Here is a 19759-nt window from a genome sequence, read left to right as displayed (position 1 = left end):
GGTGGGAAGCAGAGGAAAAACTTTTATTTATTGTCTATCTGTGGTCGTATATCAAAAATTCACTTTTGCCAGTCGTCTTTTCTTAATAGTCATTAGTCATTGGTTATTAGCTAATGACTAATGACTATTGACCAATGACTAAACCGTACTTAACTGTTTTTCTTGCTGAGGATTAGCTTCTGGTCCATCAGCTTCAGAAGGCGGAACTAACTGCCAAAACTTAGGCAAAAATTCTTGCCAGTTTTCCAGAATCATCCTCGCCTTAGCCGAATCCGTGCGATCGCGGTGAGTTGCGATTAACTCCTTGAGTTGCTTTTCACCAGCTGCTGTCATCACTCGTTGAATTTTCACAATTTCCTGGTTGACTAACTCAGGGAAAGTACCGTCTTCATCCAAGAAGTACGCTAATCCACCAGTCATCCCAGCGCCAACGTTACGTCCAACTTTGCCCAGGATGACAATCACGCCACCAGTCATGTATTCACAGCAGTGATCGCCTGCTCCCTCGATGACAGCCGTACCATTAGAGTTCCGTACAGCAAAGCGTTCGCCAGCTAAACCGTTGGCAAACAACATTCCACCGGTCGCACCGTAAAGGCAGGTATTGCCAATGATCACGTTTTGTGCAGGGTCGTAGGTAGCATTTGCAGGCGGCTTAATAATAATTTCACCACCGTTCATTCCTTTACCGACATAGTCGTTCGCTTCCCCTTCTAAGGTGAGAATCATACCAGGCAGGTTGAAAGCGCCAAAGCTTTGTCCTACACTTCCTTGGAAGTTGAGGTTTATTTGCCCAGCAAAGCCATTGTCACCGTATTGGGACGCGATCGCTCCTGCTAGGCGTGCGCCCACAGTCCGATCGGTGTTGACAACAGCCACAGTCTTAGTCACAACAGCATGGTTGGCGATCGCTGCTTGAATGTCGGGATCGCTAAGTAATTGGTCATCCAACACCGCACCGTTGCTGTGAACTTCTTCATGCACCAACCAACTGCGATTTTCTTTCGCATTTGGTAGCTGTAGCAAACAATCAAGGTTCAATGTTTGTGTCTTGTTGAAATGCACACCTTGGCGCACCTTCAACAGATCGGCACGTCCAACTAATTCCGACAGCGTTCGATAACCGAGTCTTGCCAATAAGCTGCGTACTTCCTCAGCAATAAAATAGAAGAAGTTAACTACGTGTTCTGGGATACCCGTAAACCGTTTCCGCAGTTCTTCTTTTTGAGACGCAACACCTACAGGACAGTTATTGGTGTGGCAGATCCGCGCCATAATACAGCCTTCGGCAATCATGGCGATCGAACCGAAACCAAATTCTTCTGCTCCCATCAATGCGCCCATCAGCACATCCCAGCCACTCTTGAACCCGCCATCCACGCGCAAAATGACGCGATCGCGCAGGCTATTTTCCATCAGAACGCGATGCACTTCAGTTAAGCCGAGTTCCCACGGAGAGCCCGCGTGCTTAATCGAACTTAGAGGTGAGGCTCCTGTACCGCCATCGTGACCGGAAATCTGGATGATATCAGCGTTAGCCTTAGCCACACCCGCAGCGATCGTACCGATACCGATTTCTGCAACTAGCTTCACCGACACTTGTGCTTTCGGGTTGATTTGATGCAAGTCAAAAATCAACTGTGCCAAGTCTTCAATCGAATAGATATCGTGGTGCGGTGGCGGTGAAATTAACGTTACACCAGGCTTGGAGCGCCGTAGCATGGCAATATAAGGACTGACCTTTTTCCCTGGTAGTTGTCCGCCTTCCCCTGGTTTCGCACCTTGGGCGATTTTGATTTCAATTTGTTTGGCACTCATCAGGTACTCTGGCGTCACGCCAAAGCGTCCCGAAGCGACTTGTTTGATCGCGCTGGAAGCGGTATCACCGTTTCGCAATCCTTTTAAGTGAGCGAGGGTGGGCGAGTGACCAGTTTCATCGACATCATTCAAGACTGTGAAACGTACTGGATCTTCGCCGCCTTCCCCAGAGTTAGATTTACCGCCAATGCGGTTCATGGCGATCGCCAAAGTTTCATGAGCTTCCCGCGATAACGCCCCCAAAGACATACCGCCTGTACAGAAGCGCTTGACGATCTCGCTAACCGATTCTACTTCCTCAATCGGAATGGGAGCGCGATCGCTTTGGAAGTCGAGCAAATCCCGCAATGCTGTCAAAGGTCTGTCTTGCAGGTACTTCTTGTACACTTCGTAGTGGTCGTAGTTCTTGCCGTCAACAGCCTTATGCAGCGCTTTGGCAAGTTCGGGGCTATTCATGTGGTATTCGCCACCGGGACGATACTGGACAAAGCCCAGGTTTTCTAATTTCTTGGTTGTCAGTTCTGGGAAAGCCTTGCTGTGGAAACACAGCACTTCTTGCGCCAAGTCGCTGACACTCAAACCACCGATGCGGGAAGTCGTACCCTTGAAAGCCAGTTCTAGCAAATCCCCACCGATACCAATAGCCTCAAAGATTTGCGCTGCTTGATAGCTCGATAGCAGCGAAATTCCCATTTTAGAGAGGATTTTTAGCAAACCAGCTTCTACTGCCTGGCGATAATTGCCAATAGCTTCCTCTAGAGTGAGGGTAGCAATTTTACCTCGCTCCATAAACTGTTGCGTTTTGGGATCTGCCCACCAATCACGCACTGTGTCCAAAGCCATATACGGGCAAACTGCGCCAGCACCGTAGCCAATTAAACAAGCAAAGTGATGGGTACTCCAGCATTGAGCCGTATTGACTACTAGAGACGCTTTCATCCGCAGTCCTTCATCGATCAGGTGATGGTGTACTGCACCTACAGCCAACAGGGGAGGAATATAGGAGTATTCGGAACCGATCCCCCCTTCGCCCCCCGAATTTCGGGGGGTTGGGGGGATCTTGTCACTCAAAATTAAAATCTTCGCACCTGAGCGCACCGCCTCCGCCGCTTTTGCTTGCAAAGACTTGACTGCTGCTTTCAACCCTTCTGGGCCGTTAGCAATGACAAACAGCGTAGACAACTCAACAGCAGCAAAATCTAACTGCTTAATTGCCTCTAATTCTGCTTCTGTCAGTACTGGCGACTCTAGTTTCAGCCTGCGAGCATATTCTGGCTTGGGATCTAACAAATTACCCCGTTCACCCAGTTCGACTTTTAAGGACATCACCAACTTTTCCCGTAGGGGATCGATGGCAGGGTTCGTCACCTGAGCAAAGCGCTGTTTGAAATAGTCGTACAGCAAGTGGAGTTTCTCTGACAGAACCGCTAAAGGAATATCATCACCCATGCAGAAAGTCGGCTCTTTGCCTTCCATTGCCATTGGCTGAATCACCATTTCTACATCTTCTGTGGTGTAGCCAAAGGCAACTTGATGCTGCAACAAAGTTTGTCTGTCGATTTTAGTTGTTGTTGGTTGTTGGGTGTTGGTTGTTTGGAGTCCATTACCGTTGTCATTTGTCAAATTTCCTTTGCCATTGACTAATGACAAATGACCATTGACCAAGGACTTAAGTTCTTGACGGTGCTGTCGCAACCATTCTCCATAGGGTTGTCGTTTAGCAACGCGCTGCTTAATTTCCCAGTTCTTCAGTACCTCATGAGTTTCCAAGTCCACGGCGATCATTTGCCCTGGCCCAAGTCTACCTTTTTCAATGATGTTGGCTTCGTTTACCTCCACAACACCTGCTTCAGAAGCAACGATGATGTAATCGTCTTTGGTGATGCAGTAACGAGCCGGTCTTAAACCATTGCGATCTAGTGTTGCACCAACCTTTAGCCCATCGCCGAATACCAAAAGTGCTGGCCCATCCCATGCTTCTTGCAGACCGCTGTAGTATTCATAGAAATCGACAATCTCAGGATAATTACGCAATTCCGGCTGATTTTGGTAAGCCTCCGGAACCATAATCATTAGGGCTTCCAAGGGGCTGCGTCCTGAGCGCACCATTAACTCCAGAACGTTATCTAAAGTTGCAGAATCGCTATTATCAATATGGACAAATGGCTTAAGTTCTTCTAAGCGAAGGCCCCACACTGGATGCTCCAAAATTGCTTGTCTGGCTGTCATCCAGTTGATATTGCCCAATAGGGTATTGATTTCGCCGTTGTGACCCAAAAGCCGCATTGGTTGCGCCAACGGCCATTTAGGCATGGTGTTGGTGCTAAAGCGGCGGTGATATACAGCAAAAGCGCTTTGATAATCTGGGTTTTTTAAATCAAGATAAAAGTCACCCAAGACCGCAGAACGCACCATGCCTTTGTAAACAATTGTGCGACTGGACAGGGAACAGATGTAAAATTCTTCAGACCAGTTTTGATTGTGAGTGCGGATTGCTTTAACAATCCGACGACGGGTAACATACAATTGCCTTTCGAGTTCGTCACCACTGTTGTCTTGGGAGGCTACGAAAACTTGTTCAATTTGGGGTTGATTTTCTCTAGCTTGCACTCCCAGTAAATTAGGCTGTAGTGGCACTTCTCGCCAACCCAGTACAGTCAATTTTTCCTCAGTTGCTACTTGCTCAACTGTAGCCTTAGCTTTTTGTGCTGCTTGTGGGTTTTGTGGTAAAAATATCATCCCGACTGCGATATTGTTACCAGTAGGGAGTTGCATTCCTCGTGCCGTGAATTCTTTTTGGAACAACTCCCACGGAATCGCGGTCAAGATTCCTGCGCCATCACCAGAGTCTTGATCGGCACTACAACCTCCTCGGTGTTCCAGACAAGTTAAAGCCGCTAAGGCTTTTGACACAATTTCGTGACTAGGATGATTGTGACGGTGGGCAATAAAACCTACACCACAGGCATCTCGTTCTTCTACCAACCACCTTTGTCCTTGGTAAGTACACCCTGAAGAAGCATCCGTAAATCTCATTTCCTGGTCTTGATTCACCGATTTTTTATTCATAGACTATCCCTGTCATCCTGAGGTTAAAAATTTGCCGCCAACAGTGAGAAAAATTTTCTAAATGGACCGATGAAGAAAATCACAAATAACCGAAATTTAGGGAAAAAAAATTTTAACTTCGGGTTGACTTTTGTTCTACCCGTGTTAAAATCTATGCGTCATTTTTTATGTGTTTTTGCTGAGTCAAGCAAACGAGAGTTTGCTCGAACAGTGTTCTATTTATATCGCGAAGCTATGTACTCCCTCAATGCCCTTTACCAAAACGCAAGTAAGAAACGAGGTACAGCATCTTTTGGCTGACCTTAACAAAGCTGAAACTCTAGGCTTTATTTACTTTATAAAACTACAATTATCCTGATTCAGCGAAAAAAGCAGCGTATTACACTATATCCCCATTTGACGATTCCTAAAATATTTCTGGAGTTACTCCCTAGATTGCTACTGTTCGCATTTGTCACTTCATTGCTACTAACCAAATCTCACTTAAGTAGCAAGTATTCAGTGAGATTGGCTTCTCTGAATTCAACTTTTAAGCTTCAGGATGCTGTCATGTTTGGTTTAAACCAGGGTGATTAAGCGCACCCAAAGCCAGATTCATAGTGGCAAAACTGCTTGTTGTGTTCAACAAGAGACAAAAATCCCATCTATACATTATCACGTTAGCGTTCAAAACTTAGGTCATTATTTTTTGATATTTCAGAAAATTAGTTAGTTTGTGCGTTAGTTGATAGTATTCAGCAATACTTAGTCACTTATGGTAGAAGTGTCGAATTTTTGCCGACAAGAAGGCAATACAGTTTCAAAACAGTTCAATAGCAGATTTGTCAAGGTTCTGGTATCGCCAGTAATTTTTTCATTACTGTGCTTAACGGCTAATTATAATTTTGCGATCGCCAGTACAAGCGTCCCAAATTCGTCAACCACTCAGAAAGAACTTTTTCAGGCGAGGATTGCCCAGTCCCCGATTGAGCCTAAACCAATATCAACGCCGAGTCCAAAACTGCCTGCACCTCCTTTAAAGGGGGTAACATTCTATGGTAATCAAATTTCTGTTAATGGTCGAATTTTTTCAGGAGCGTGGTTGCAGCGACGCCTCAAAGCAGGTCAGTTAACAACTCATATCAGCGATGGGGCACTCAGGCAATTTATTGGAGCAGATTTACTAAATAGTAGCAGTCCCGTCCGACAGCCCATACAGTGGTATTCTTCCCTCACCCAACCACTGACTTTAGCAAGCATATTAGTGGGAGGATATCGCTATTTAGATATTACTCAATTTGCCAAAACATCTGCATGGCAGCTGCAAGTTCAGGGTAACACTTTGATAATATCCACACCCAACGCGAAACTCACAGATATTAGTCAAGGTAAAGAATCATTTGGAGAGCGCATCATTGTCAATTTAGATCGCCCTACTCCCTGGCAAATTACCCAAGAGTTACCAGTCAAAAAAAATCAGCCCCTACCCGACGATCCCAATAACCCAGTTCCCAAACCTTCCTCGCCAACAACTAGAGAGTGGACAATTACCCTCAATGGCATTGCCGATCCGGTTTTAATCCAGCGTTATACACCACCTCCACCACCTCCGCCACCGGCCATAGAAAATATTCCCATTCCTTTACCATCTCCAGAAAACCAATTGAAGCAGATGGTTCCAGGAAATGACGGAACAGGAGTAAACAGAGAAAATACTTTACCATCTTTCCCTCCTCCTCCATCTTCTCCATCTCTGGAACCCCCTGCACCACTTCCCCCACCTCCACTAATCAAGCAAGTAGAGGTAGTCAACAACCAAACGTTAATTCGTCTGGAGGTTCCCATCGGTTTAGCACCTCTAGTGAGTACTTTACCGAACCCCAACCGCCTGATTATTGATGTTCGACCCGATGCGATGGTGCAACGTTCGATTAATTGGGCACCGGGATTAAACTGGCGACAGCAGTTTGTGCAATTAGGTCAAGAACGCTTTCCTATTGTTTGGTTAGAAGTGAATCCTCGCACTGTTGGGATCAACATAAAACCGATTCTGACGAACTCCGGCACCCTTGTGGGAACTGCTCCGATTATGCAAACGGCACAACAGCAATTAGCGGTAGCAGCGATTAATGGTGGTTATTTTAACCGTAATAATCGATTACCTTTGGGTGCGATTCGTCGGGATGGTCAGTGGTTGTCAAGTCCGATTTTGAACCGAGGTGCGATCGCCTGGAATGATTCTGGACAATTTTATATGGGTCGTCTGACTCTTTTGGAAAATCTGATTATCCCTAACAACCAGAAATTGCCGATTGTTTCTCTCAATAGCGGCTACGTCCAAAGTGGCATAGCCCGTTACACCCCTGCGTGGGGAGCAAGTTATCATCCCTTAACCGACAACGAAATTATCCTCGTTGTCCAGAAAAACCAAGTTACCAATCAATTACAAGGAGGCAAAGCAGGTCAAGTTTCTATCCCTATTCCTCAGGATGGATATCTGCTCGCCTTACGTAGTAATGCTGTCAACAGTGCCTCAGTCTTACCTATCGGTTCTTCAGTTCGCATCGATAATTCTACTTACCCTGCCGAATTTAATAGTTATCCTCATATCTTGGGAGCAGGGCCACTGCTAGTGCTAAATCGCCAAATTGTCCTCGATGGCAAAGGCGAAAAATTCAGCGATGCCTTCATTGCCCAAAAAGCTGTCCGTAGCGCCATCTGCACAACTGCAACAGGCAACCTTACGATCGCTGCTGTGCACAATCGTGTAGGGGGTGCTGGGCCTACATTGGCAGAACACGCACGGTTAATGCAGCAAATGGGATGCGTGAATGCTTTGAATTTGGATGGCGGTAGTTCAACTAGTCTTTATTTAGGAGGACAACTTCTAGATCGTTTTCCCAACACAGCTGCTCGTGTTCATAACGGCATAGGAATTTTCTTGCAACCCCGTCGGTAAAGAGGATACGGAGAGTGGGAGAGTGGGAGAGTGGGAGATGGGGAGGTGGGGAAGTGGGGAAGTGGGGAGATGGGGAGAATAACTACTAACTACTAACCACTAACTACTAACTACTAACCAATGACCAATGACAAATGACCAATGACTATTGACTATTGACCAGCTTTTTAAAGCTATGTAAAAGTTGCCACTTGAGTTCATGAAGACTTGATATAGATATAGTAGTGACAACGGTTATCGATTACACACTAGCTTGTGATTTTGCTATGTTTGGCAGAGGCGGACTAAATTGCTAATTTATACGGTTGCAACATAGCGCCATATTTTTCCATCAATGGTTAAGAGTACTAACGGTTTGTTATGTCTCCAAATGAGGTAACTATGGCTCAAATTCAAGAAACAACACAAACTCATGCGCTACCTTTGCCTCCAGCCGTCACCCCCAGGGGTGTTGCAGCAACAGAACTGCGCCCTTGGGGTTCTTTTACGGTTTTGGAAGAAGGGCGCGGATATAAAATTAAGCGCATTGAAGTTAAGCCCGGACACCGCCTTAGCCTGCAAATGCATCATCATCGCAGCGAACACTGGATCGTGGTATCTGGTACTGCTCGGGTGATTTGTGGCGATCAAGAAGTGCTGTTAAGCAATAACCAATCCACATATGTACCTCAATGCACAGCTCATCGCTTAGAGAATCCTGGCGTAATTCCCTTGGTATTAATTGAAGTACAAAACGGCGAATACTTGGGTGAGGATGATATTATCCGCTTTCAAGACGATTATGCCCGTACTAAAGAAGATTAAAATTACAACAGCCAAGTATTAGATTCAATTAGTCGCAAAAATCGCTTTGTTGGCTTTAAGGTAAAAACAGAATATATTTTCTTCTCGTGTAAACCTTATTTGCTGACCCCTTCGCGCGGTATAGTCATGCTAATTCCTGGCTTGTCGCGTGAAAGTGGCATAAATATACAGCTTGCTAGTAAGCATTGTTTATTAACCCTGTCTGTAGTATATAAGATGGGGTTTTCAATTTTATAAAGAATTCCATGATTCATCTGAGTCAAGCAGCTGCAAGTGAAATTGAACGATTAAAGTCTAAGCAGCCAAATTTCCTGGTTAGATTGGCTGTTAAACCCGGAGGTTGTTCTGGGTGGTATTACGATATGTCCTTTGATGAAACACTCAAAAGCGGCGATCGCACCTTTGAGTGTAATGGCATTCAAGTAATCATAGACGCTGAAAGTCTAGATTATGTTAATGGTTTGACTGTGGATTATTCTGAGGATCTTATGGGCGGTGGATTTCGCTTCCATAACCCTCAAGCAACTGCTACTTGTGGTTGTGGTAATTCTTTTTCTATTAGTCAAGAGTTAGTAGTTAGTGGTTAGTGGTTAAGAGCCAACGACTAACTACTAACTACTAACTACCAACAAAAAACAATTGACATAAAACCATAAAAAAAGATATAATCAGGATTTGTTGTTAAAAGTTAGACTATAAGCAGCTTCACGCGCTGTAACTCATGCCAACAATACAGCAGCTAATACGTAACGAACGCGAAAAAGCGCGTCAGAAAACCAAGTCCCCAGCTCTGAAGCAATGCCCGCAACGTCGGGGCGTTTGTACCAGAGTATACACGACCACACCGAAGAAACCTAACTCGGCTCTGCGTAAAGTAGCAAGGGTGCGACTAACATCTGGTTTTGAAGTCACAGCTTACATTCCAGGAATTGGTCACAACTTGCAAGAACACTCTGTTGTAATGATTCGTGGCGGTCGGGTCAAGGACTTACCAGGCGTGAGATACCACATTATTCGTGGCACTTTAGATACAGCCGGAGTCAAAGACCGCAAGCAAGGTCGCTCCAAGTATGGAACCAAGCGTCCGAAATAATAGAGCTAACGCGGTTAATCGCGTGCTGGCTCGATTAATCGCGTTTAAGCATTGACTCTGCTATCAACGAAAAAAATTGGTGTCAGCAAAGCAGTATTAGCAAAAAAAGTCCGAACAGTAGCTTTTATTTGCTCTTGGGTAGAAGGCTAATCTTAAAGGTAAATCATCAATTATTGAAGTGCCTGTTTGCAAAAACGAAGAGAAAGTCCACCCTTTGCAGGGATTTGTATATAGTCCTGCTGCTCCAAAAAAGTTGTTGGTAGAATTTAGTTGAGTACCGTGAAACCACGGGAATTAATGCTTGAGAAGCTAGTTGCAGCCCCAATAGGTTTCTATGGGTAAGACTAGGCGCATCAGTTAAGACCTGAATGAGGGTTGTTACTCACAGGCGGTCTGGATTCCATCAATGTCACTCCTTACAGGTGTGGGAGTGTCAAATCAATCAAGTTAAATTAGTAAAGCCCTACCTACACCCTGCTTGTTTGTTGCGAGTGTAGGAAATTTTTAGAATGCTGTTAGCGACAGCAGCATTTTAAATTAGCTATTAAGGTATATAATATATGTCGCCTTGTATGTCTAGTTGAGGGCAACAAGTAAAGGGGTCAGCATCGCTACGATTGTGGTAGTGAAAGAGCTGTCCGAACGCAAATCATCTAGTTCTTAAATCCGAATTAAGGTTAAAGTATGTCTCGTCGTGGTGTTACTCAAAAGCGCCCAGTTCCGGCTGACTCAGTTTATAACAGTCGTCTAGTAAGCATGATGATCCGTCGAGTGATGCGTAGTGGCAAAAAGTCACTAGCTGCACGGATTGTTTATGAGGCGTTGAAAAATATTGAGGCACGGATAGGAAGCGATCCATTAGAAACTTTTGAAAGAGCAGTACGGAATGCAACGCCTTTAGTAGAAGTAAAAGCTCGGCGAGTAGGTGGTGCTACCTACCAAGTACCAATGGAAGTGCGTGCTGAGCGCGGTACATCTCTAGCGCTGCGTTGGCTGGTACAGTTTGCTCGGCAACGCTCCGGTCGGACAATGGCTGGCAAACTGGCTCAGGAATTGATGGATGCAGCCAACGAAACTGGTAGTGCAATTCGCAAACGCGAAGAAACGCACCGGATGGCGGAAGCGAACAAGGCCTTTGCACATTATCGTTATTAATTTGCAGACGCGCGATCGCGCGTCTGTACAAGAGCGACATTAATTATTGTGTATTTACAAAAAAAATGACGGTTTACCGAAAAAGATAGAATCTTAACAAAGTGTAATATACAAGATATCATGAGGCGAAAAGTATAGGAGGCAGCTGTGGCACGTACGAACCCGCTAGACAGGGTACGCAATATCGGTATTGCGGCGCATATAGATGCGGGCAAGACAACAACAACAGAGAGAATATTATTTTACTCTGGCATTATTCACAAAATTGGTGAAGTCCATGAAGGAACCGCTGTCACGGACTGGATGGAACAGGAGCGGGAGCGGGGAATCACTATTACAGCTGCTGCCATTAGCACCAGCTGGAAAGATCATCAAATTAACATTATCGACACTCCAGGACACGTAGACTTCACAATTGAAGTTGAACGTTCCATGCGGGTTTTGGATGGTGTAATCACAGTTTTATGTTCTGTAGGTGGTGTGCAACCGCAAACTGAAACGGTGTGGCGCCAGGCAGACCGCTATAAAGTGCCGCGTATTGTTTTTATCAATAAGATGGATCGCACTGGCGCAAACTTCTACAGAGTTTACGAACAAGTGCGCGATCGCCTACGGGCTAACGCTATCCCCATTCAACTACCGATCGGTAGCGAGAGTGAATTTCTAGGTATAGTTGACCTAGTAAGAATGCGGGCATATATCTACAACAACGACCAAGGAACAGATATCCAAGAGCAAGATGTTCCCGCAGACATGCAGGATTTGGTCGAAGAATACCGCACCAAGCTGATTGAGGCGGTAGCGGAAACGGATGATGAGTTGATGACTAAGTACTTCGAGGGAGAAGAACTCACCGAAGACGAAATCCGTGCAGCTCTGCGTAAAGGCACTATTGCTGGTACAATAGTGCCCTTGCTTTGTGGTTCAGCCTTCAAAAACAAAGGTGTACAGTTACTACTCGATGCAGTAGTAGATTATCTGCCAGCACCCCCTGACGTACCCGCAATTCAAGGTACATTGCCCAATGGTGATACCGTCGAGCGCCACGCTGACGATAGCGAGCCTCTTTCAGCGCTCGCGTTCAAGATTATGGCCGATCCCTACGGTCGTCTGACCTTCGTTCGCGTCTATTCTGGCATTCTCAAGAAGGGTAGCTACGTCCTAAATGCCACCAAGAACAAGAAAGAACGAATTTCTCGTCTGGTGGTTTTGAAGGCGGATGACCGGATTGACGTAGATGAACTCAGAGCAGGCGATCTGGGAGCTGCCTTGGGCTTAAAAGATACCTTGACAGGTGATACCCTCACAGATGAAGGTTCACCAGTAATTCTGGAATCACTGTTTATTCCAGAGCCTGTGATCTCGGTCGCGGTTGAACCCAAAACCAAGAACGACATGGACAAATTGTCCAAAGCTCTGCAATCTCTCTCGGAAGAAGATCCCACCTTCCGTGTCAATGTCGATCCGGAAACCAACCAAACCGTAATTGCTGGAATGGGAGAGTTGCACCTGGAAATTCTGGTAGACCGGATGTTGCGCGAATTTAAGGTAGAAGCTAATGTTGGTGCGCCGCAAGTAGCTTACCGCGAAACCATTCGCAAACACGTCAACAGAATAGAAGGTAAATTTATCCGCCAAAGTGGTGGTAAAGGTCAGTACGGTCATGTTGTCATTGACCTAGAGCCAGGAGAACCGGGAAGCGGCTTTGAATTCGTCTCCAAGATTGTTGGCGGTGCTGTACCCAAAGAGTACATCTCGCCAGTAGAAGCAGGTATGAAAGAAACCTGCGAATCGGGTATTCTAGCTGGATATCCGTTAATTGACGTCAAAGCCACGCTGGTCGATGGGTCTTACCATGAAGTGGACTCCTCGGAAATGGCCTTCAAAATCGCTGGCTCAATGGCAATGAAAGAAGCTGTAATGAAAGCTTCACCTGTCCTGTTAGAGCCTATGATGAAAGTTGAGGTTGAAGTTCCCGAAAACTTCCTTGGGGATGTGATGGGCGACCTCAATTCCCGTCGCGGGCAAATTGAGGGAATGGGTTCCGAGCAGGGTATCGCCAAAGTGACTGCAAAAGTCCCATTGGCAGAAATGTTTGGCTACGCCACTGACATCCGGTCGAAGACCCAAGGTCGAGGCATCTTCTCAATGGAATTTAGCCACTACGAAGAAGTACCTCGCAACGTGGCTGAGGCTATCATTGCTAAAAGCAAAGGGAACGCTTAATTAAAAAAGGAAACGAGCATTCATGGCACGCGCAAAGTTTGAAAGGACTAAACCCCACGTTAATATCGGTACTATTGGCCACGTTGACCACGGTAAAACCACGTTAACGGCAGCCATCACTATGACCTTGGCAGCTATGGGTCAGGCTGTGGCTAAGGGCTACGATCAAATTGATAACGCTCCTGAGGAAAAAGCACGGGGTATTACCATCAATACAGCTCACGTTGAGTATGAAACCCAAAAGCGGCACTATGCTCACGTAGACTGTCCTGGACACGCTGACTACGTGAAGAATATGATCACTGGTGCTGCCCAGATGGATGGTGCTATTCTCGTGGTTTCTGCTGCTGATGGTCCTATGCCCCAAACCCGTGAACACATCCTGCTGGCAAAGCAGGTAGGTGTTCCCAGCCTGGTTGTCTTCTTAAATAAGGAAGACATGGTGGACGATGAAGAACTGCTGGAGTTGGTGGAACTGGAAGTCCGGGATCTACTATCTAGCTACGATTTCCCCGGTGACGACATTCCCATCGTCAAAGGTTCTGGTCTACAGGCGTTGGAAGTCATGACTTCTAATCCAAAAACTCAGCGGGGTGAGAATAAGTGGGTAGATAAAATCTACGAACTGATGGACGCTGTAGATGCCTACATCCCCACTCCAGAACGCGATGTAGATAAGCCTTTCTTGATGGCTGTAGAAGACGTATTCTCGATCACAGGTCGTGGTACAGTAGCCACCGGACGTATTGAGCGGGGTAAAGTCAAAATCGGCGATAACGTGGAACTGGTTGGCATTAGACCCACTCGTGCTACAACCGTTACCGGGATCGAGATGTTCAAGAAGAGCCTTGAAGAAGGTATGGCTGGGGATAACGCCGGACTACTGTTGCGCGGTATACAAAAAACAGATATTGAACGGGGCATGGTACTTGCTAAGCCTGGTTCTATCACTCCGCACACCGAATTTGAAGGTGAAGTGTATGTTCTGACTGAAAAAGAAGGCGGTCGGAAAACACCTTTCTTCGCAGGCTATCGTCCTCAGTTCTACGTGCGGACAACCGACGTAACTGGCACTATCAAGACCTTTACCTCCGATGATGGCAGTGCTGCGGAAATGGTCATGCCCGGAGACCGCATCAAAATGACCGTGGAACTGATCAACCCGATCGCTATTGAGCAAGGAATGCGCTTCGCTATTCGTGAAGGTGGTCGTACCATCGGTGCTGGCGTCGTTTCCAAAATCCTTAAATAACATCTCTTTACCTTAGTTAAAAAAGGAGCAGAGATGGTATAATGCCACTCTGCTCCTTTTGCTTCCCTCAGGAAAAAAGATAGAGAAGTAGGGGAAGTAGGGAAAGTAAAGGAAAGTGGGGATTAGCTCCCCCTAATCCATTCATTCTCTCTACTCCCCTTAATCTTGTGCTGATCGCACCTCTTAAGTACAACTCATCAAACAGAACCAGGAAAATTTAAAATGGCTACTCTACAGCAGCAAAAGATTAGAATTCGCTTACAGGCTTTTGACCGTCGCTTGCTGGATACATCTTGCGAGAAGATTGTGGATACAGCAAACCGTACTAATGCTACAGCGATTGGCCCTATTCCCTTACCCACAAAACGCCGGATCTATTGTGTGCTGCGATCGCCACACGTGGATAAGGATTCACGAGAACACTTTGAAACCCGTACCCATCGCCGCATTATTGATATTTATCAGCCTTCTTCTAAAACTATTGATGCCCTGATGAAACTGGATTTGCCATCGGGTGTGGATATTGAAGTAAAACTCTAAATAAGTTGGTTGTTGATAGTTGTTTGTTGGTTGGATGTTCCAAACAACAACCAACTATCAACTATTAACAAATAAATGTGTGAATATTTACCTCGCCCTGAAACATCTATCTTCAGGGCTTTTTATTAGCTGTGAAACAAATGATAGAATGTAGTCATAGCACGGCAAAGACAGAGAATAATAAGAAATTCTTAAGATTATCAAAGATTAAATTTATACCAAGGTAAAAATGACCTCTTCTTCTAAAATTGCCGTTCGTGAACTACCTCTGTTTCCGCTATCAGAAGTAGTTTTATTTCCCACCAGACCGCTGCCCCTGCACATTTTTGAATTTCGCTACCGAATTATGATGAACACAATTCTGGAGAGCGATCGCAGGTTTGGGGTATTAATGGTTGATCCAGCCAAAGGTACAATTGCGAACGTTGGTTGCTGTGCTGAAATCATTCACTATCAGCGGCTGCCAGACGACCGGATGAAAATGTTGACTTTGGGGCAGCAAAGATTTCGGGTTTTAGAGTATGTTCGGGAAAAGCCTTACCGTGTTGGTTTAGTTGAGTGGATTGAAGATCACCCTCCAGCAAAAGATTTGCGCCCTTTGGCTGCTGAACTAGCACAACTGCTGCGAGATGTTGTGCGTCTTTCAGCTAAATTAACTGAACAACAAATTGAATTGCCAGAAGATTTGCCTGACTTGCCAACAGAACTATCTTATTGGGTAGCAAGTAATCTCTATGGTGTTGCATTAGAGCAGCAAGCATTGCTAGAAATGCAAGATACTGCTGCTCGCTTAGAACGGGAAGCGGAAATTTTGACTTCTACTCGCAATCACTTGGCAGCTCGTACGGTTCTTAAAGATACTTTCAATCAAAAGTTGTGAGTAGTTAGTAGTTAGTAGTTGGTAGTTGGTAGTTGGTAGTTAGTTGTTTACCACTATCGACTAACCACTAACCTCTTCTCCAAGAATGTTAATTGGCAAAATGCTGTAGCTGCCAAAGATTTTTAATATTTCTGTGTAGGTAGTTAATTCTTGTAAGGCAGATTGCATTTGTACTTCAGATGCATCTGCTTCTGCATCAATGAAAAATAAGTACTCTCCTAGCGATCGCTTAGTTGGACGAGATTCAATCCGGCTGAGGTTAATGCCTAGTTGGGCAAATACTTGTAGTGGTTTGACTAGCGCTCCTGGTACATTAGCAGGGACACTGAATGCTAGCGAGGTGTGGCTGGCTTTGGCATGAGATGGTTGATAGGCAAAGGGCATATCACCCTGACTGACTACCAAAAAGCGAGTACAGTTTTCTGGATAATCGTTGATGCCACTCTCTAATATTGGTAGGTTATAGAGTTGCGCGGCTCTTTGGGACGAGATAACCGCAGCTGTCATGTCTTGCTCAAGTTTCTGCAACGATTCGGTTGTGGAATTAGTAGGAATTAACTGTACAGTTGGAAGAAAGCGTTCCAACCATTTTTGACACTGTGCCAAAGCTTGCGGATGAGAATAAACAGTTTTAATACTCTCTATGTTGTGAGCGCAGGAAATTAACGTATGGACTATTGGCATCACCAAAGCCAACTGTATTTGTAAACTATCCAGTTGCCACAGAGTATCCATAGTCACAGTAACACTACCTTCAATGGAGTTTTCCACTGGCACAACAGCCAAGTGTACCTCAGCTTGGGCAACAGCTCGGAGTGTTTGAGCAATGCTAGGATAGGGACATAAGATAGCTTCGATTCCTCTAATTTTGGTCAGCCAGTTGACATACAAAAGCGCTGCTTGTTCTGCATAAGTGCCAGGGGGACCTAAATGTGCGATCGATAGAGTCATAGAATTTTGTCTGAACTGTAAGTTTGTTTTAAAGTCATAAGACTAATTCGTCAACTGGTATGTAATAATGAACTTAAGTTTAAATTATTAATAATTATTTAAACTTGCATAAAAGATTACACCCAGTACCAAAAATCCTACACCCTATAATTTATTTTTCACTAATTTAAAATAGCAATTAGAATAGAAACCCTTGCGTATATTAAGGTTAGCTGTAAATTAATATAGTTTCTCAAATAAATTTTGTCTGCTCAATCTCAATTTAATGCTATAAAATTCCATAAATTAAAAAATAATAGAAATATAAAACAATTATTTTCATCAACGCATGACTACCAAGTTTACCGCTTCCCAAACGGTAGAAATTGCTGTTCCACAACAGCCTATTCCCATTCAACACTACTTGCGTCAGCCCCAACGCTTGGTTTATGCATTAGTAGACCACAGCCGCGTTCAGCCATTGGCTGAGGATATTTTTCGTTTAAAAATGCGTCCTCTTAATTTCATGTCACTAAGTATTCAACCCACCGTAGACATGACTGTCTGGGCAGAATCTAATGGAAAGATTTATTTGCAATCAATAGGTTGTGAAATACTTGGTATTGAGTATGTTAACCAGCGCTTCGATCTAAATTTGAAAGGGCATTTGTCACCACACCAGGTTCATACAGGTACACGTTTGCAAGGTAGAGCTGATTTAGAAGTACAAGTAGAGTTACCACCACCTTTCTCCTTTACCCCCAAACCTATTTTAGAAACCACTGGTAATAGTTTGCTCAAAAGTGTACTGTTGACAATTAAGCAAAGATTGTTAAGTCAGCTAATAGCTGATTATCGTCGCTGGGTGATATTGCAAACAAAGGAACAAAGCCTTTCTATAGATGACGAGAGTCCAGAATTACCCATCTTAAATATTGAGTAATAATTATTAAGCAATACAGTTCAGTTAGTACAATTCAATCTTTGGAGATCCTCCTAAATCCCCCTTAACCCTATTCTGTCACTCCCCGAAGTATAATATCAGCAGCAGTGTTGAAAGCTGCTGTAAATGATGGAGTTATCAACAGAAGCATTACAACATAAAGCCAGAGAGGCGATCGCCACCGTATCATTTATTCCTCTTGTGTCACTCCCCGATCATACAATATCTGCAAGAGTGTTTACAGCTTTGTCAAAGCTGCTGTAGATGATGGAGTTATCACCAGAAGCATTACAACATAAAGCTAGAAGTGCCATCGTCCGTATGCTTCCGAGCGGTTCAGAATGAAACACGGCAACCTGCCTTTTAGGCAGGTTGGGCAGCAGGACGCGCAGTCCGCGATCGCCACGGTATCATTTATTGATGAGTACTGTATTTTGTATCAAGATTTGTTTCGAGATGTCACGCATTCCTCCTTTTAAAAAATAAGCCAACCTTGCCAACTGCCCAGCAGGGCAGTTGGCGACCTCCTCGATAAATCAGGAGGTGACGCCTGAATGGCTATAGAACAAGGGCAGGGTTCTAGATATAGTCGATAAGTTGGAAAGGCTGCAAGAGGCGGCTTTTTAACTCTGCCCTTCGGGATTCGCCTCGTAAGTCGAATAAATATAAAGCTGGCTTATTTTTTAACACCTTAAATCCCTCGTAAGAACATTTGAGTGTTTTAAGTTTTTACATCTGGGGATGATATCTGAGTATTAAGAGAAAAAGCCTACCAGCAATTGCACGTGCGGTTGGATTGAGAAATGCCCAATCGTTACATCATTTTTTATTAAGTTCAGCTTGGGAAGCAAAAGAAGTTACAGAAGCTGTTTACGAACGCGATCGCTCTATAACGCCACCTGCGATCGCCTGCGACCGATCTTTATGTCAGCAGGCACCAGTGTCTTGGGAATGATGCCCCTGGCAATATTTCCCGGACAGGGTTCTGAACTGTATCAAGGATTGGGTATTGCCTTAGTGGGAGGGTTAGCATTCTCCATACTCCTGACACTGACCGTGATTCCGGCATTAATGGCTCTGCTCCACGATTTTGATCGTCGTCAGCAGTGAACAACGTTTCACTCCTTCATACAGAACTTTAATATGCCAAAAGGAGATAAATATGCCCAATCGACAAGTGCAATCCAATCGACAAGCGCAATCACTAGAAGAGAGAGTTACCGAGCTTGTAAAGCGTATTCAAAGTCGGAATCTTCGTGAGACAGGGATTGCATGCATTCTCATTGTTATTTTTGCTTTTGATATTGCTTACGGTATTTCTCAGCAGAGAGAAGACAATCTCTCAATCATTGGTAGCGGAGTAGTGATCTTCGCGCTGTTGCTGAACATTACCATCATCTGGTGGAAACTGCATATTCCGAGATCGGAGATTTCTGCATTCCCCCCAACTCGGTTTCCAGATAAGTGGAAGCATCATCTGACCAATCAAGCTCGTATGCTCAGACTCGCTTGGCTATGGTATCTTTTGCCTTTATTCTTGGGAGTTTTTATCTATCTTCTGAGCGTTTACGGCACATTTCCTGTTAGTATCATCATGCTGTTTTTGCTTGAGATATTTCTCTTTAACGGAATACGGCGGTTGAACCTGCAAGCAGCCAAGCAGATCGAAAGGGATCGTGATGCTTGGTTTGGCAATTCGCGTACCGTCTAACACAAGCTTGAGGCGTATTTGCAAACCCATAGTGTGTAAGAAATTGCGGTTTTAGGGGAGAAATAATAAAAAGCACTGCGATCGCACAGCAAGAGGTGTTGTTACTTGAAGTGTTGAAATCACTCCTACTGGTTCACTAAATCTGGACAACCACCATTTCCAGACCTGAATTCGTGGATGGGAATCTCGTTGAACTGTTCGAGGGCGCGATCGCAAATTGTCATATCTGCTGAGCTGAAATTGTAATCACTTGACACATCACAGGCGATCGCTATAGTGACCCTGGTATTAATGCCTACGAACAACAGTATCGAGACCGGATACTTAAAAATCTTAAGATCAAAGCTCAAGCTTTTGGCTTAGAACTCATCCCTATTTCCAACGCTACGGAATGTGTTTC

The 19759-nt window shown here is 44.8% G+C and carries 16 protein-coding genes and 2 pseudogenes; 15 read left to right on the top strand and 3 right to left on the bottom strand.

Annotated features, from left to right (window positions below; translation table 11 throughout):
- Nucleotides 1-138 precede the first annotated feature (138 nt).
- Nucleotides 139-4887 (bottom strand): glutamate synthase-related protein, encoded by a 4749-nt coding sequence (locus tag FIS9605_RS0104385; RefSeq protein ID WP_026731497.1) that lies wholly within the window; start codon nt 4885-4887, stop codon nt 139-141.
- Nucleotides 4888-5641: 754 nt separating this feature from the next.
- Here FIS9605_RS0104385 and FIS9605_RS0104380 point away from each other — a divergent pair.
- From FIS9605_RS0104380 to FIS9605_RS0104340, 9 genes are all read left to right on the top strand, one after another.
- Nucleotides 5642-7825 carry a phosphodiester glycosidase family protein gene (locus FIS9605_RS0104380; protein ID WP_026731496.1) on the top strand — a complete coding sequence of 728 codons (2184 nt, stop codon included), beginning with the start codon at nt 5642-5644 and terminating at the stop codon, nt 7823-7825.
- Between the two features lie 381 nt (nt 7826-8206).
- Nucleotides 8207-8629 carry a phosphomannose isomerase type II C-terminal cupin domain gene (locus FIS9605_RS0104375; protein WP_026731495.1) on the top strand — a complete coding sequence of 141 codons (423 nt, stop codon included), beginning with the start codon at nt 8207-8209 and terminating at the stop codon, nt 8627-8629.
- A 245-nt stretch (nt 8630-8874) separates the two neighbouring features.
- Complete coding sequence (locus FIS9605_RS0104370; protein WP_026731494.1) at nt 8875-9216, top strand: HesB/IscA family protein; 342 nt, start codon at nt 8875-8877, stop codon at nt 9214-9216.
- A 134-nt stretch (nt 9217-9350) separates the two neighbouring features.
- Nucleotides 9351-9722, top strand: a complete 372-nt coding sequence (gene rpsL, locus FIS9605_RS0104365; RefSeq protein WP_026731493.1) for a 30S ribosomal protein S12 — start codon at nt 9351-9353, stop codon at nt 9720-9722.
- Nucleotides 9723-10406: 684 nt separating this feature from the next.
- Nucleotides 10407-10877 carry a 30S ribosomal protein S7 gene (rpsG, locus tag FIS9605_RS0104360; protein WP_026731492.1) on the top strand — a complete coding sequence of 157 codons (471 nt, stop codon included), beginning with the start codon at nt 10407-10409 and terminating at the stop codon, nt 10875-10877.
- Nucleotides 10878-11024: 147 nt separating this feature from the next.
- Entirely contained in the window at nt 11025-13103 is a 2079-nt protein-coding gene (gene fusA / locus FIS9605_RS0104355; protein ID WP_026731491.1) for an elongation factor G, read from the top strand.
- Nucleotides 13104-13125: 22 nt separating this feature from the next.
- On the top strand, nt 13126-14355 hold the full coding sequence (gene tuf, locus FIS9605_RS0104350) for an elongation factor Tu (protein ID WP_026731490.1): 1230 nt from the start codon (nt 13126-13128) through the stop codon (nt 14353-14355).
- A gap of 222 nt (nt 14356-14577) precedes the next feature.
- A complete protein-coding gene (rpsJ, locus tag FIS9605_RS0104345) occupies nt 14578-14895 on the top strand; it encodes a 30S ribosomal protein S10 (RefSeq protein WP_008232935.1) in 318 nt (105 codons plus the stop codon).
- 229 nt (nt 14896-15124) lie between these two features.
- The gene (locus tag FIS9605_RS0104340; RefSeq protein ID WP_026731489.1) at nt 15125-15775 is read left to right on the top strand and encodes an LON peptidase substrate-binding domain-containing protein; all 651 of its coding nucleotides are present in this window, start codon (nt 15125-15127) and stop codon (nt 15773-15775) included.
- Between the two features lie 60 nt (nt 15776-15835).
- On the opposite strand, the gene pheA is transcribed toward FIS9605_RS0104340, so the two are convergent.
- On the bottom strand, nt 15836-16726 hold the full coding sequence (pheA, locus tag FIS9605_RS0104335) for a prephenate dehydratase (protein ID WP_026731488.1): 891 nt from the start codon (nt 16724-16726) through the stop codon (nt 15836-15838).
- Between the two features lie 328 nt (nt 16727-17054).
- Here pheA and FIS9605_RS0104330 point away from each other — a divergent pair, with 328 nt between their 5' ends.
- The 6 genes and pseudogenes from FIS9605_RS0104330 to FIS9605_RS0104315 all read left to right on the top strand — a co-directional run bounded on the left by FIS9605_RS0104330 (nt 17055) and on the right by FIS9605_RS0104315 (nt 19359).
- On the top strand, nt 17055-17648 hold the full coding sequence (locus FIS9605_RS0104330) for a DUF1997 domain-containing protein (RefSeq protein ID WP_026731487.1): 594 nt from the start codon (nt 17055-17057) through the stop codon (nt 17646-17648).
- A 126-nt stretch (nt 17649-17774) separates the two neighbouring features.
- Nucleotides 17775-17912: a hypothetical protein gene (locus FIS9605_RS42385; RefSeq protein ID WP_155960357.1), complete on the top strand. Its 138-nt coding sequence runs from the start codon at nt 17775-17777 to the stop codon at nt 17910-17912.
- Between the two features lie 77 nt (nt 17913-17989).
- The gene (locus tag FIS9605_RS42380) at nt 17990-18127 is read left to right on the top strand and encodes a hypothetical protein (RefSeq protein ID WP_155960356.1); all 138 of its coding nucleotides are present in this window, start codon (nt 17990-17992) and stop codon (nt 18125-18127) included.
- A gap of 223 nt (nt 18128-18350) precedes the next feature.
- Nucleotides 18351-18513 (top strand): annotated as a pseudogene (locus tag FIS9605_RS44970) (IS701 family transposase); the annotation flags it as partial.
- Nucleotides 18514-18530: 17 nt separating this feature from the next.
- Nucleotides 18531-18758, top strand: a pseudogene (locus FIS9605_RS40590) (efflux RND transporter permease subunit); the annotation flags it as partial.
- A gap of 52 nt (nt 18759-18810) precedes the next feature.
- A complete protein-coding gene (locus FIS9605_RS0104315) occupies nt 18811-19359 on the top strand; it encodes a hypothetical protein (RefSeq protein ID WP_035139391.1) in 549 nt (182 codons plus the stop codon).
- 125 nt (nt 19360-19484) lie between these two features.
- Here FIS9605_RS0104315 and FIS9605_RS42375 read toward each other — a convergent pair whose 3' ends face one another.
- Nucleotides 19485-19709 carry a hypothetical protein gene (locus tag FIS9605_RS42375; RefSeq protein WP_155960355.1) on the bottom strand — a complete coding sequence of 75 codons (225 nt, stop codon included), beginning with the start codon at nt 19707-19709 and terminating at the stop codon, nt 19485-19487.
- Nucleotides 19710-19759 lie beyond the last annotated feature (50 nt).

This window comes from Fischerella sp. PCC 9605 (assembly GCF_000517105.1).
Classification (GTDB): domain Bacteria; phylum Cyanobacteriota; class Cyanobacteriia; order Cyanobacteriales; family Nostocaceae; genus PCC9605.
Note: the sequence above shows the minus strand (reverse complement) of the source record. Positions and strands in the feature narration are given on the sequence as shown.

Bases quoted from the DNA above. Each gene is read 5' to 3' on its own strand.
- FIS9605_RS0104370 (WP_026731494.1), top strand. From the start codon at position 8,875: ATGATTCATCTGAGTCAAGCAGCTGCAAGTGAAATTGAACGATTAAAG.
- FIS9605_RS0104315 (WP_035139391.1), top strand. From the start codon at position 18,811: ATGCCCAATCGACAAGTGCAATCCAATCGACAAGCGCAATCACTAGAA.
- FIS9605_RS42385 (WP_155960357.1), top strand. From the start codon at position 17,775: ATGATGGAGTTATCAACAGAAGCATTACAACATAAAGCCAGAGAGGCG.
- FIS9605_RS0104340 (WP_026731489.1), top strand. From the start codon at position 15,125: ATGACCTCTTCTTCTAAAATTGCCGTTCGTGAACTACCTCTGTTTCCG.
- FIS9605_RS0104380 (WP_026731496.1), top strand. From the start codon at position 5,642: ATGGTAGAAGTGTCGAATTTTTGCCGACAAGAAGGCAATACAGTTTCA.
- FIS9605_RS0104330 (WP_026731487.1), top strand. From the start codon at position 17,055: ATGACTACCAAGTTTACCGCTTCCCAAACGGTAGAAATTGCTGTTCCA.
- pheA (WP_026731488.1), bottom strand. From the start codon at position 16,726: ATGACTCTATCGATCGCACATTTAGGTCCCCCTGGCACTTATGCAGAA.
- FIS9605_RS0104375 (WP_026731495.1), top strand. From the start codon at position 8,207: ATGGCTCAAATTCAAGAAACAACACAAACTCATGCGCTACCTTTGCCT.
- rpsJ (WP_008232935.1), top strand. From the start codon at position 14,578: ATGGCTACTCTACAGCAGCAAAAGATTAGAATTCGCTTACAGGCTTTT.
- FIS9605_RS42380 (WP_155960356.1), top strand. From the start codon at position 17,990: ATGAAACACGGCAACCTGCCTTTTAGGCAGGTTGGGCAGCAGGACGCG.
- rpsG (WP_026731492.1), top strand. From the start codon at position 10,407: ATGTCTCGTCGTGGTGTTACTCAAAAGCGCCCAGTTCCGGCTGACTCA.
- rpsL (WP_026731493.1), top strand. From the start codon at position 9,351: ATGCCAACAATACAGCAGCTAATACGTAACGAACGCGAAAAAGCGCGT.
- FIS9605_RS0104385 (WP_026731497.1), bottom strand. From the start codon at position 4,887: ATGAATAAAAAATCGGTGAATCAAGACCAGGAAATGAGATTTACGGAT.
- tuf (WP_026731490.1), top strand. From the start codon at position 13,126: ATGGCACGCGCAAAGTTTGAAAGGACTAAACCCCACGTTAATATCGGT.